Raw genomic sequence first — 12726 nt, 5'->3', positions numbered from 1 at the left:
CACCCGCATGACGCGCGCGCGACGAAACGAAGCGGCGAAGGCTCCGGCGCTCCAGCGCCCCCCGGCCGAGGTCCTCCACGCGGAGGAGCTGGCGCGGTTGCGCGACGAGGACTCGGGGCCGCGCCCTCCGGGGTGGCAGTTGTCGCTGCAGGCCGTCCGGGCCTTCATCCTGGGCGATGCGGCCAAGGGACTGCGGCGCAAGCTCGTGTGTCCGCCGTCGCTCGTCGAGCGCTGCATGGTGACGCTCGCCACCAACCGGGGCCTGTTGCTGGTGGGCGAGCCCGGCACGGCCAAGTCCCTGCTGTCCGAGCTGTTGGCGGCGGCCGTGTCCGGCGTCTCCACCCTGACCATCCAGGGAGGAGCGGCCACGACGGAGGACCACATCCGGTACTCGTGGAACTACGCCCTGCTGGTCAACGAGGGCCCCTCGCCGCGCGCCTTGGTGCCAGGGCCCATGTACCTGGGCATGAAGCAGGGGCAGCTCGTGCGCTTCGAGGAGATCACCCGCTGCCCGCTGGAGGTGCAGGACGCGCTGCTGTCGCTGCTCTCCGAGCGGGTGCTGGCGGTGCCGGAGCTGGAGGGGCCCGAGGGCATGCTGTTCGCGCGTGAGGGCTTCAACATCATCGCCACGGCCAACACGCGGGACCGGGGCGTCAATGAGATGTCCGCCGCGCTCAAGCGGCGCTTCAACTTCGAGACGCTCTTTCCCATCCTCGATGCGGACGCGGAGCTTCAGCTCGTGAAGGAGGAGTCCGCGCGACTCCTGGCTCGCTCGGGGGTGCCGGTGACGCCCCCCGATGAAGTGCTGGAGGTGCTGGTGCGCACGTTCCGCGAGCTGCGCACGGGCGAGGTGAAGGATGGGCAAGCCGTGGAGAAGCTCTCCACGGTGCTGTCCACGGCGGAGGCGGTGTCCGTGGCGCACGCGGTGGGCGTGCGCGGCTGGTATCTGCGCGGGGATGGGGGCACTCCGGCGGACGTGGTCGAGTGTCTGGCGGGCACGGCGGCGAAGGACAACGCGGAGGACCTGAAGAAGATCCGCCGCTACCTGGAGCAGCGCGTGGGCCATCGGACGGGCGCGCACTGGCGGGCGCTCTACGAAGCGCGCTTCCTCCTGCCGGGATGACGCTCCACGTCCTCGGTATCCGGCACCACAGTCCGGGCTGCGCCCGCGTGGTGCGGCAGGTCATTCGTGAGGTCCGCCCCCGGCATGTCCTCATCGAGGGGCCCTCGGACATGAACGCGCGGTGGGCGGAGCTGCGGCTGGGGCATCGGCTGCCCATCGCGGTGTTCACCTACCTGCATCTCGAGGGGCGCTCCCGCGCGAGCTGGAGCCCGTTCTGCGCGGGGTCTCCCGAGTGGGTGGCGCTGGAGGCCGCGGAGGAGGTGGGGGCCGAGGCGCGCTTCATCGACCTGCCCGCGTGGCACGACGTCTTCACCGGCGTGACCAATCGCTTCGCGGACCGGCGAGGCGAGGCCGGGCGCGAGCGGACGCGGCTGTGGCTGGAGGCGCTGCTGCGCCACTACCGGCTGAATGACGAGGACGCGCTGTGGGACCACCTCTTCGAGCTGCCGTGTGATGCGCAGGTCTTGCGCGAGCGCCTGCGCCAGTACTTCGCGCTGCTGCGAGGCGACGCGCCCGGAGGTCCGAGGGACGGTCCGCGCGAGGACTTCATGGCCGATGCGGTGGCGTGGGCCGAAGGCGACGTCGCTCGCCGCGCGGATGGTCGGGATGGGGTGGTGGTGGTGTGCGGTGGTTTCCATGCGCCGGCGCTGGAGCACCTGGCGCGGGGGCGGGTGCGGGACCGTTTCCCCGTGGCGCCTCCACCGGCGTCTGGGGCGCGGTGGGGAAGCTTCCTGGTGCCGTATGACTCGAAGCAGATGGACGCCTTCGCGGGGTACGACGCGGGGATGCCATCACCGGGGTTCTACGCGCTGGTGCACGAGCACGGGCCGGAGGTGGCCGCCGAGGCTTTGTTGACGCGGGTGGCTCGGCGGCTGCGGGACAAGGGCCAGCCGGTGAGCACGGCGGACCTCATCGCGGCGCGCACCCATGCGGAGGGGCTGGCTCGCTTGCGGGGGCATGCGGCCCTGGCGCGCACGGATGTGTTGGATGGGCTGTCCGCCGCGCTGGTGAAGGAGGGGCTGGAGGTCCCGCCGCCCTGGGCGGGGCGCGGGCCGTTGCCTCCTCGCACGGAGCCGCTGTTCGTGGAGATGGTCGCGGCGCTGGCGGGGGACGCGCGTGGGGAGCTGGACGCGCGCACGCCCCATCCACCGCTCGTGCGGGACGTCGCGGACGTGCTGCGCAAGTGGGACCTGGAGCCCGCGAGTCCGAGTCGCCCGGTGAAGCTGGTGCTCACCGAGTCCGAGGCCCGGGAGAAGAGCCGCGTCCTGCATCGCCTGCGCGTCCTGGGCATCCCCGGCTTCGCGCGCAGCCAAGGGCCGAGCACCCCCACGGGTGTCGTCCTGGAAGAGCGTTGGGACGTGGGGACGCATCCGGAGCAACTGTCGGCGTTGATCCAAGCGGGAGCGCACGGCGCGACGTTGGAGTCGGCGGCGTGGGTGTTGTTGGAGGAGCGGCTGCTTCAGGCCGAGGGGAGATTGGGGGCGCTCGCGGACACGTTGCTTCAGGCGGTGTTCGTGGGGTTGGAGGGGCTCGCGCTGGAGGTGGTTGGCCGCGCGGCGGGGACGGTGGGCACGGAGTCCTCGCTTGGTGAGCTGGGGGCCGCGCTCGGGACGTTGCTCGACGTGTGGCACCACGGGGTCTTGCTGGGGGCGGCTCGGGCGCCGCAGCTCGAGCCGCTGGTGACCCAGGCGGTGGACCGAGGGCTGTGGTTGTTGGAGGGGGCCGGGAGCACGGCCGAGGGGCGTGTGGTCGCGGCGGTGGTGGCGCTGCGAGATGCATTGCGCGCAGGACCGGACCGGGCGCGCGCCCTGGATGTTCGGGCCGATGGCGTCTGGACGCGCAAGACGCTGGATGCGGCGGCGGCGCCCGAGGTGCGAGGCGCGTGTCTGGGTGCGCTGTGGAGTCTGGGACGTTTCGTGGACGGCGCCGCGGAGGTGACGGCCGTGCGTGCGATGCAGGCCCTGGGACTGCCCGCGACGCTGGGGGATTTCCTGGCGGGCCTCGCGGCGGTGGCGCGTGCGCAGATGCTGCAATCGCAGGTGCTGCTGGGCTCCGTCCATGACGTCGTCAAGGCGATGACGGAGGCGGACTTCCTGACGGCACTGCCCGCGCTGCGGCTGGCGTTCTCTTTCTTCCCGCCCATGGAGCGCGCGACCCTGGCGCGTACCGTCCTCCGGCTGGAGGGCGCGGACGAAGGCGCCGCGCACACCTTGCTGGCACTGGACATGGAGGCCGGTCAGGTCGCGCGTGGCATGGCGCTGGAGACGCGCGCGCGCGCGCTGGCCGCGAGATGGGGGCTCTCCGACGCCGCGGACTCCGAGGTGCGTGGATGACGGGCGGACTTCCACCGATTGCGCGCTGGCGGCTCATCCTGGGGGAGGCGGCGGAGGATGCGCTGGGCTGTGGCGTGTCGGACGACGCCCGCGCCATGGACAGCGCGCTGGAGTGGCTCTACGGCCGAGATGAGACGTTGGGCGAGCGTGAGATCCACCGGGGCGACACCCGCGAGGGCGGTCGAGGGGACTCGACGCTGTCGGTGCCGGATTGGGTGAACGCCGTCCACCGCCTCTTCCCGCGGGAGACCATCGAACGATTGGAGCGCGACGCGGTGGAGCGCTTCCGCATCGACGAGATGGTGACGCACCCCGAGGTGCTCCGGCGCGCCCAGCCGAGCACCTCGCTCCTCGCCGCGGTGCTTCGCACCCGCCACCTGCTCAAGCCCGAGGTCCTGGCCTTGGCGCGCGCGCTCGTCGCCGAGGTGGTCCGTGAGCTGATGGAGACGCTGCGCACGGAGGTGAGACAGGCCTTCGGCGGCACGCGGGACCGGCGGAGACCGGGCACTCGGAAGGTGGCGGCGCAGCTCGACTTCAAGCGCACGCTCGCGCGGAACCTGAAGAACTGGCGCCCCGACGAGCGAAAGCTGTACCTGGATCGACTTCGGTTCTTCTCGCGCTCGCGGCGCATGTTGGAGCCGTGGCAGGTCATCCTGCTCGTGGACCAGAGCGGGAGCATGGTGACGTCCGTCATCCACTCCGCGGTGACGGCGGCGTGCCTCTGGGGGCTGCCGGGCGTGCGCACGCACCTCGTGGCCTTTGACACCCACGTGGTGGACCTGACGCGCGATGTGGTGGACCCCGTGGAGTTGCTCATGAACGTGCAGCTCGGCGGCGGCACGGACATCCAGCAGGCGGTGGAGTACGCGCAGGAGTTGGTGGACGCGCCGCGCCGCGCGGTCGTCGTGCTCATCTCCGACTTCTACGAGGGGACGAGCCCCGAATGGTTGGTGCGCCGCGTGCGCGCGCTGGTGGGGCAGGGGACGAAGGTGCTCGGGCTGGCGGCGCTCGATGCGGAGGCCGTGCCGGATTTTGACCGAGCGCTCGCGGCGCGGCTGGTGGAGGCAGGCGCCGAGGTGGCGGCGATGACGCCTGGGCAGCTCGTGGGCTGGCTCGCCGAGAAGATGGGGCGCTGATGCGAAGCGACCTGTTGACGCTGACGGCCGAGTCGCTCGCCGCGCTGGCGAACGTGGGCGTGGTCAAGCGCGCCCAGAAGGAGCTCCAGGAGGGCAAGGGGCCCCAGGTCCACGAAGAGCCGGATGGCACCGTGGTGGGGACCTTCGCCGATGGCGTCGTCACGCGCCTTCCGCCCGGCAAGGCGCTGAAGGATGCCCCCTGCGGCTGCAACGCGAGGCTCGTGTGTCGTCACCGCGTGGCGCTCGTCCTGGCCTATGCCCGCGTCGCCCAAGAGGCAGCTCCCCCCGATGCGCCTGAGACGCGCCAGGACAGCTCACCCGGCACGCTGGCGGATGCCGCGCTGGAGGCGGTGCTCGGCGCTCGGGTGATGAGCGATGCACGGAGTGCCCGGCGACGCGGCGTGCTGTGCGAAGTCCTTCGTCCCGGGGCAGCGAGCGACGTGCCCACGGTGCGATTGCCCTCGGCCACGGTGCGCTTCCTGGCCCACGCGGAGCTGGCGCACGCGCGCTGTGACTGCGTGACGGGTGGGGGCTGCGTGCACGTGGCCCTGGCGTGCTGGGCCATGCGTGAGGCGGACCGTCGAGATGCCTCGCGAGAGTCGCTGTTGCTGGACCTCAAGGACGGCGAGGCGCCCACGGCCGATGATGCCGGGTGGGCGCGGGCGCTGGAGCCTGCGGTGATGCTGCTCCGTGAGGGCGTGGACCAGTCGCGCGCGTCGCTCGGGCAGTCCTTCGCGGTGGCTCGCGCGGAGCTGTCTGGCGCGACGTGGCTGGCGTTCGGTTTGGAGGACATCGAGCAGGCGCTGGGGTGGCACCGGGCGCGCTCGGCGCGTTACCGCGCGGCGGAGCTGCGCTTCCTGCTGGCTGAGCTGTTCGCCCGGGTGCGGGCCGCATCGCCACCCGGAGGCGAGCTGCCCGCGCGCGCCGTGGTGGGACAGGGCGAGGCGCTGGAGACGCGGTTGGATCGCGTGCGTTGGGTGTCGCTGGGCGCGCGGGTGGACTCGGATGGGCGGCGGCGCACGCTGGAGGTGTTCCTGGCGGATCCGGACATGGCCTCGGTGTTCGCGATGGAGCACGCCTGGGACACGCCCGAGGGGGAGCCGCTGCCGGAGGGACCGGACCTGGGGCGGCGTCGCGTCGCGGGCGCCACGTGGGACGTGCTCGCGCGGGGACAGGTGGTGACGCAGGCGGCGGTGCGCCGCGCCAACCGCGAGGTGCGGCTGGAGGGCAGCCGCATCGTGGCCACCTCGGTGACGCTCCAGACCGGGGACTTCGAGTCCCTGCCCCCGCCCGTGCGAGTGGACGACGTGCGCGCGCTGCGAGAGTCGTGGCTCGCGAGGCCCCCTCGAATGCTCCGCCCCAAGGCCCGCGCGGAGGACGTCCACGCCGTGCTCGTCGGGGCCGTGCACGAGGTGGCGTTCGACTCGGCCCGTCAGGAAGTGCGCGCGACGCTGGAGGACGCCCACGGACAATCGTTCACGCTGGTGCGCGGCTTTCGGGCGGCGGCGCCGCGGGCCTTGGAGGTCCTCTCGGCGACGCTGAATGGCGACCACGGCCCCGTGGTGTGGGTGGCGGGACCGATGCGGTGGAGCGGCTCGGGCTTGGAGCTGGAGCCCACGCTGCTCACCGCGGACCGCGTGGTGGTGCCGGACCTGGACGCGGGCGAGGCCGTGCGCCCGTTGCTCGGAGGCCCCTCGCGTAGGGATGCGGCGGAGCCGCTGCGTGCTCGCATCGATGCCATGGCGGGCCTGCTGGAAGAGGCCATGCACCGAGGGTTGCGCCACCTGGAGGGGGACTATCCCGGGCGTGCCCGCGCCCTCGCGGTGACCCTGGAGGACGCGGGGCTGCGAGACCTCGGGCTGCGGCTGCGTCGCCTCGCGGAGTCGATTGTCGCGGGGCGCGAGGCCGCGTGGGACTGGGCCCACGCCGCGGTGCGTCTGGCGCTCCTGGAGGACTGAGCGCCGAGGCTCAGCGGCTCGGCGTGGGCGTCGCGGTCGTCAGCAGATGGGCGGGCACGGGCGTGGCGGTCGCCACGTTCCAACTGTCCGGCCGATTGGCGAGGTCACCCGTGGGGAGCACGCCGTTGCCCAGGATGCCCGTCTTGTTCCGCCCCCAGGAGAACACGCGGCCGTCGGTGGCCACCGCGTAGCAATAGAAGGACTCGCTCGTGGTGGAGATGCTCTGGAAGGTGACGCCCGGGGCGATCTGCACGGGCCGGAAGACGAGCTTCTCGAACAGGCCCCAATCCCACCGGTAGGGCGTGGGGTACGCGGCGAAGTCGAGGATGGCGCCATTGCCCACCTCGCCCATGGCGGAGTCGCCCCACCCCCACAGCGTCCCGTCATCCAGGATGACGTGCGTGGTGTGGCCGGAGGCCGCGACCTGCACGACGCGATGCGCGCCGAACTCGGGGAAGGAGAGCAGCCGAGGCGTGGCCACCGGGTTCCAGCCGCCCGTGGCGCTGCCCAGGCCCAAATACGTTCCGCGAACGCCCCAGCCCCACAGGCGGCCCTGGTCGTCCAGCGCGTATGCGAACGCGTCCCCACCCGGGGCGAGCTGGACGATGCGCGAGGTGATGGCCACCTGGCGCGGCTGGGCGTACTCGGTGGGGCGACCCGTGCCGAGGTTCTCCTGGGCAATGGCGCCGCCGCCCCAGGACCAGGCGTGCCCCTGGTCATCCAGCGCGAAGACGATGAAGTCGTTGGTCTCGATGTCCACGATGCGCGTGCCCGTGGGCAGGGGCACCTTGAACGGCCGCGTCATGTTGCGGCCCACCGTGTCGCCGTCGCCCGCGATGCCGATCGAGTTGCCGACGGCCGTGCCATTCAGGCCCCAGACCCACACCGAGCCGTCCTGCTTCAGCGCCAGGTTGAACAGGAGCCCCGAGCGCACCGCGATGACGCCGTTGAAGGGCTGCCCGCTGGCGTCCTGCGGGATGACGTACGGGATGCCGTTGTTGCCCGGCGCGGGCGAGTTGGGCAGGTCATTCGTCGTCCCGTCGCCCCGCTGACCGAAGCGGTTGTCCCCGAACGTCCACACGCGCCCGAGCACATCCAGCGCGATGCTCTGGTATCCGCCGCCCCACACGCCCTGGAAGCGCAGGGCGGGGTCCACCGCGATGGGCGCCGCCGGCACCTGGTTGTAGGCCACCGAGGTGCCGAACCCGAGCTGTCCCAGCCGGTTCGAGCCGATGCCCAGCACCTTGCCGTCCACGAGATAGAACGCCTGGTACTCGGCGGTGTGGATGCTGAACGCCACCGAGCCCGCGCCCCCATCGGACGGCTCGCTCCCGCCATCCGCGGTGAGCGCGCCCCGGGGCTCCACGCCCGACGAATCCTCCGGCGAGGGGACCGCGACGTCCGAGCAACCCAACCCGGCGCACAGCAGCGCCAGACTCCACATGCGTGAACTTGCCATGGGCGCATCCTCGCTCGCGGCCGTGTGTCATTAAAGCAGCAAAACAAGAAAAATACCAAATTGAATGACTCGGTTTTTCTGTCGCCGGGCGTGTCAGGTGCTGCGGCAGGCCTCGTCGGAGTGCGCCCCCCGCTGTTCCAGGCGAAAGGCGCTCTCGATGCCGCGTGTCTCCTGTGTCGGTGATGGTCCGGGTGTTCTCCCTGCCGTGGCTGTCTTGAACGGGGAGGTGGCGCGAGGAGGTGGGCGATGAGTCCGTCACGCCAGGGGGTCGCCATCGTGTTCGGGCGCAACCCCCACCAGTCCGACCCCTTCGACGTGGAGGCGGACGCGGCGGAGGCGCTCGGGGTCGAGACGTATCCGGTGGACCTCGCGGCCCTCCTGTCCGGAGACGCCGCGCGCGCGGTCGAGCACCTCCCGGCGCGAGGCCGCCTGCGAATGCTCTACCGGGGCTGGATGCTCACCGAGGAGGAGTACGGCGAGCTGGCCGAGGCGGTGGCCGAGCGAGGGCACCGACTGATGACGTCCCCCACGCAGTACGCCGGAGCGCTCTATCTGCCCCACTGGTACCCGAAGCTGGCGCGCTACACGGCCCGCTCGGTGTGGACGGAGGGGACGGACGCGGCCGAGGCGTGGCGGCTCGCGCAATCGCTGGGGCCGCCGCCGTGGATCCTCAAGGACCACGTGAAGTCCGCCAAGGAGCAGTGGGCCGAGGCCTGCTACGTGCCCGAGGGCGCCTCGGCGGAGGACTTTTCCCGCACGTGCGAGAACCTGGTGGACGCGCGCGGTGAGCGCTTCGAGCGGGGACTGGTGGTGCGCCGCTACCTGCCGCTCAAGGTGATGGGCCGCACGCCCACGGGCCCCGCGCACCTGGAGTTCCGCCTGTTCTTCTCCCGGCGGGGCCTGCTGGCCGCGGAGCCGTACCACGAGTTCGACGTGGAGGTGCCGGACTTCACGGCCTTCACCCCGCTGGCGCGGCGCATCGACTCGCCCTTCTTCACGATGGACGTGGCGATGCTCCAGGACGGTGGCTGGGCCGTGGTCGAGGTGAACGACGGCGGCGTCTCGGGGCTGCCGCCGGGGTTGGATCCGCGCGACCTCTTCGAGGCGCTGCTCACGTCGGTCGTGTGAGCGAGCGCCGCGAGGGCCTCAGGCCGTGGCGACGGCGGCCTGGGGCTTCTTGCGCAGGAAGAGCACGAACACGGCGATGACCACGCAGATGCCGCCCATCGTGATGAGCGCGTCGAACGCGATGCTGCCTCGCGCGCCCATGCCCCGGAAGCCCGAGGCCCGGCCATCGAGCGCGGTGGTGTAGCTGATGGCGAAGTTCGAGGCGGCGACGAACAGCGTGTACTTGGTGGTGATGGCCGCGCCCGCGCTGACCATCTCCAGCACCATGCCCGCGAACGCCGCGAAGGCCGCGCCATTGGCGAGGCTGTAGGCCAGCGTGCCCCAGGTGTACGTGGCGGGCGTCATGGGCGCCAGCGCCATGGCGAAGGCGCACAGCCCCGTGGTGCCGCCCATGAGCGCGTAGGCGAGCTTGCGGTTCATCCGGTCCGACAGCCAGCCGCCCGCCAGCGAGCCCAGCGCGCCGCTGATGCCCATGCCCAGGCCGTTCACCAGCTCCACCAGGTGCTCGGGGGCGTGGTACTCGCCGGCCATGGCGCTGAAGAGGTTGGTGAGCGCGCCGCAGCTCACCGGCGCCAGACACAGCACGAGCATGATGATGCCGTCGCGGCTGAGCGCCGTGCGCAGCAGGTCCGTCACGATGCCCTTCACCCGCGCGACGGCGGCGCGCAGCAGCGGCTCTCGGGGGCGCTGCGTGGCGTCCTCGCGCTCGTGAATCCAGAAGATGCCCGCGCTGGTGGCGAGCACCAGCAGGGTGAGGCTGATGCCCGCCACCTGCCGCGAGAACGCGCTCGCCATCCAGATGGCCATGGCGCCCAGGAGGCTCGTCGAGCCCACGTTGCCCGCCATCTGCCAGCCGCCCGCCTTGCCCTTGTCCTCGGGGCGTGTGGTGTTGGCCATCAACCCATTGAGCGCGGCGTGGCCCGTGGTGGCCACGGCCTGCAGCGCGGTGAGCAACACGGTGAGCAGCCCCAAGTGCTGAGTCGGCTCGGAGATGAGCGTGCACGCCAGCAGGAGCCCGGCGGTGAGCAGCGCGCTGACGCAGTACCAGACGCGGCGCCAGGGCCCCAGGTCGATGAGCGGCACCCACAGGAGCTTCCACGCGTGGGGGGTGAACGCGGTGGCGGACAGGACGCCAATCTGCGCCAGGCTCAAGCCGTCCTTCGCCAGCCAGTACGGCACCGCCGTCTGCATCAGTCCCACCGCGGCGCCGAACTGGAAGTCGAGCAGGGCGAACAGGGGCGGCCAGGACCAGCGCGCGGAGGGCGTTGCGGGTAGGGCCACGTCGGTGTCTGTCAAAGCGGGCTCGCGATGGGGTGAGGGGGGATGACAGGGATACCAGCTTCTGTCCGAGGCGTCGCGTGGGGGAGGGGTTGCCTGGGCCGGCGGACTCCATTACGGGGGAGGCCTGCCCTTTTCCCTCGGGGAACCTGACATGGCGCCACGCATTGGAAGACTCTGGGACGCGGTGGGCAACACGCCCCTCCTGCGCATCGGCTCGCTCAGCGACGCCACGGGCTGCGACATCCTGGGCAAAGCCGAGTTCATGAACCCCGGCGGCAGCATCAAGGACCGGGCAGCCAAGGGCATGATCCGCCGCGCCGAGCAGGACGGGCTCTTGAAGCCCGGGGGCACCATCGTCGAGGGCACCGCCGGCAACACCGGCATCGGCCTGGGCCTGCTGGGCCGCGAGCGCGGCTACCGCGTGGTCGTCACCATGCCGGACAACCAGGCCCGCGAGAAATACGAGCTCCTGGAGGCCATGGGCGTGGAGGTCCGCAAGGTCCCTGTCGTGCCCTTCGCCAATCCCAATCACTTCTTCCATCAGGCCCGGCTCCTCTCCGAGCAGCACGGCTGGTTCTGGGCCAACCAGTTCGAGAACCCCGCGAACGGTGACTTTCATTTCGAGACGACGGGGCCCGAAATCTGGGAGCAGTGCGAGGGCCGGGTGGACGTGCTGGTGGCCTCGGTGGGCAGTGGCGGCTCCCTGTCCGGGGTGAGCCGCTACCTCAAGGAGCGCAATCCCGCGCTGCGCGTGGTGCTGGTGGATCCGCTGGGCTCGGGCCTCTACTGCTACGTGCGGGAGGGGAAGCTCGAGTCGACGGGCGGCTCCATCACCGAGGGAATTGGCATCATGCGCATCACGGAGAACTTCCGGCGCGCGCGGGTGGACGAGGCCGTCCGGGTGGATGACCAGGCCATGCTGGAGATGCTGTACCACCTGGCCCGGCAGGACGCGCTCGTGGTGGGCACCTCCGCGGCGCTCAACGTCCGAGCGGCCTGGGAAGTGGCCCGCCAACACGCGGGCGAGGGGCTGCGCATCGTCACCCTGCTGTGCGACCACGGCAGCCGGTACGCCTCGAAGGTGTTCAACCCAGAGTTCCTCGCGACGAAGCAGCTGGAGGTCCGTCCGCTCCGGCTCACCGGACAGGGGGGCTGAAGTCCCCTGGCCGTGGGGCGTCAGTCCGGATATGGGAGGGGCGATGACGACGCCCGCCTCGCCCATGCCGCTGTGTGTCGCGCCGATGATGGACTGGACGGACCGCCATTGCCGGTACTTCCTGCGGCTCATCAGTCCCCGCACGCTGCTGTACACGGAGATGGTCACCACGGGCGCCGTCCTCCATGGGGACCGCGAGCGCCTGCTGGGCTTCTCGCCCCAGGAGCACCCGGTCGCGCTCCAGCTCGGTGGCTCGGAGCCCGCGGACCTGGCGGAGTCCGCCCGCATTGGCGAGGCGTGGGGCTACGATGAAATCAACCTCAACGTCGGCTGCCCGAGCGACCGCGTGCAGTCCGGGCGCTTCGGCGCGTGCCTGATGGCGGAGCCGGACACCGTGGCGCGCGGGGTGGCGGCGATGCGCGAGGCGGTGCGGGTGCCGGTGACGGTGAAGTCGCGCATCGCCATCGACGAGATGGAGGAGTGGCCCACGTTGGAGGACTTCGTGCGGCGCGTGTCCGCCGCGGGCTGCACGCGCTTCATCGTGCATGCGCGCAAGGCGTGGCTGAAGGGCCTGAGCCCCAAGGAGAACCGCGACGTGCCGCCGCTGCGCTACGAGCTGGTGCACCGGCTCAAGGCCGAGTTCCCCCACCTGGACATCTCCATCAACGGCGGCATCAAGACGCTGGACGCGGTGGCCGAGCAGCTCCAACACGTGGACGGGGTGATGGTGGGCCGCGCGGCCTACGAGACGCCGTACCTGCTGGCGGACGCGGACCGGCGCTTCTTCGGCAGCGCGCAGGTGCCGCTCACGCGCCACGAGGTGGTGGACGCGATGCTGCCGTACATCGAGGCGCAGCGCGTCCGAGGCGCGCCGCTGGGCGCCATCACCCGCCACATGCTCGGCCTCTTCCAGGGCCTGTCCGGCGCGCGCGCGTGGCGGCGCCACCTGAGCGAGAACGCCCACAAGGCGGGAGCGGGTCCGGAGGTCGTGGTGGCCGCGGCGGCGTGCGTGCCTCGCGCGGCGCCGGAGCTTCCCGCCGTGGCGTGACGGGTCCACCCGAAGGGCGGGGCGGACAGGGGAGCGACCCCCGGGCCCACGCGCTCCTCGTGGCCTGTCCCGAGGAATGACGGCCTGTCATCCGGTCCATGCGT

The 12726-nt window shown here is 71.7% G+C and carries 9 protein-coding genes; 7 read left to right on the top strand and 2 right to left on the bottom strand.

Annotated features, from left to right (window positions below; all coding sequences use genetic code 11):
• Positions 1–7 precede the first annotated feature (7 nt).
• The 4 genes from KRR26_RS23990 to KRR26_RS23975 are packed head-to-tail and all read left to right on the top strand — an operon-like array spanning position 8 to position 6550.
• Entirely contained in the window at positions 8–1123 is a 1116-nt protein-coding gene (locus tag KRR26_RS23990) for an ATP-binding protein (RefSeq protein ID WP_217080947.1), read from the top strand.
• Complete coding sequence (locus KRR26_RS23985; protein ID WP_217080946.1) at positions 1120–3456, top strand: DUF5682 family protein; 2337 nt, start codon at positions 1120–1122, stop codon at positions 3454–3456. The genes KRR26_RS23990 and KRR26_RS23985 overlap by 4 nt, the downstream gene beginning before the upstream one ends.
• Positions 3453–4592 carry a VWA domain-containing protein gene (locus KRR26_RS23980; RefSeq protein WP_217080945.1) on the top strand — a complete coding sequence of 380 codons (1140 nt, stop codon included), beginning with the start codon at positions 3453–3455 and terminating at the stop codon, positions 4590–4592. Before KRR26_RS23985 ends, KRR26_RS23980 begins: the two co-directional genes overlap by 4 nt.
• Positions 4592–6550 (top strand): hypothetical protein, encoded by a 1959-nt coding sequence (locus KRR26_RS23975; RefSeq protein WP_217080944.1) that lies wholly within the window; start codon positions 4592–4594, stop codon positions 6548–6550. The genes KRR26_RS23980 and KRR26_RS23975 overlap by 1 nt, the downstream gene beginning before the upstream one ends.
• A 10-nt stretch (positions 6551–6560) precedes the next feature.
• Here KRR26_RS23975 and KRR26_RS23970 read toward each other — a convergent pair whose 3' ends face one another.
• Complete coding sequence (locus tag KRR26_RS23970) at positions 6561–8009, bottom strand: RCC1 domain-containing protein (protein ID WP_217080943.1); 1449 nt, start codon at positions 8007–8009, stop codon at positions 6561–6563.
• 246 nt (positions 8010–8255) lie between these two features.
• Here KRR26_RS23970 and KRR26_RS23965 point away from each other — a divergent pair, with 246 nt between their 5' ends.
• Entirely contained in the window at positions 8256–9137 is an 882-nt protein-coding gene (locus KRR26_RS23965; protein WP_120210419.1) for an ATP-grasp domain-containing protein, read from the top strand.
• 18 nt (positions 9138–9155) lie between these two features.
• Here the strand turns inward: KRR26_RS23965 and KRR26_RS23960 are convergent, their stop codons facing one another.
• Positions 9156–10418, bottom strand: a complete 1263-nt coding sequence (locus tag KRR26_RS23960; RefSeq protein ID WP_233577491.1) for an MFS transporter — start codon at positions 10416–10418, stop codon at positions 9156–9158.
• Between the two features lie 151 nt (positions 10419–10569).
• Here KRR26_RS23960 and KRR26_RS23955 point away from each other — a divergent pair, with 151 nt between their 5' ends.
• Together KRR26_RS23955 and dusA are read left to right on the top strand one after the other, a co-directional pair.
• A complete protein-coding gene (locus KRR26_RS23955; protein ID WP_120210421.1) occupies positions 10570–11574 on the top strand; it encodes a cysteine synthase A in 1005 nt (334 codons plus the stop codon).
• 43 nt (positions 11575–11617) lie between these two features.
• Complete coding sequence (gene dusA, locus KRR26_RS23950; RefSeq protein ID WP_236069133.1) at positions 11618–12622, top strand: tRNA dihydrouridine(20/20a) synthase DusA; 1005 nt, start codon at positions 11618–11620, stop codon at positions 12620–12622.
• Positions 12623–12726 lie beyond the last annotated feature (104 nt).

It is taken from the genome of Citreicoccus inhibens (assembly GCF_019039035.1).
Lineage (GTDB): Bacteria > Myxococcota > Myxococcia > Myxococcales > Myxococcaceae > Citreicoccus > Citreicoccus inhibens.
This window is presented reverse-complemented; position numbering and strand designations above follow the sequence as displayed.

Coding starts and splice junctions, on each gene's coding strand:
- KRR26_RS23975 (WP_217080944.1), top strand. CDS start 4,592: ATGCGAAGCGACCTGTTGACGCTGACGGCCGAGTCGCTCGCCGCGCTG.
- KRR26_RS23965 (WP_120210419.1), top strand. CDS start 8,256: ATGAGTCCGTCACGCCAGGGGGTCGCCATCGTGTTCGGGCGCAACCCC.
- KRR26_RS23955 (WP_120210421.1), top strand. CDS start 10,570: ATGGCGCCACGCATTGGAAGACTCTGGGACGCGGTGGGCAACACGCCC.
- KRR26_RS23980 (WP_217080945.1), top strand. CDS start 3,453: ATGACGGGCGGACTTCCACCGATTGCGCGCTGGCGGCTCATCCTGGGG.
- KRR26_RS23990 (WP_217080947.1), top strand. CDS start 8: ATGACGCGCGCGCGACGAAACGAAGCGGCGAAGGCTCCGGCGCTCCAG.
- dusA (WP_236069133.1), top strand. CDS start 11,618: ATGACGACGCCCGCCTCGCCCATGCCGCTGTGTGTCGCGCCGATGATG.
- KRR26_RS23985 (WP_217080946.1), top strand. CDS start 1,120: ATGACGCTCCACGTCCTCGGTATCCGGCACCACAGTCCGGGCTGCGCC.
- KRR26_RS23970 (WP_217080943.1), bottom strand. CDS start 8,009: ATGGCAAGTTCACGCATGTGGAGTCTGGCGCTGCTGTGCGCCGGGTTG.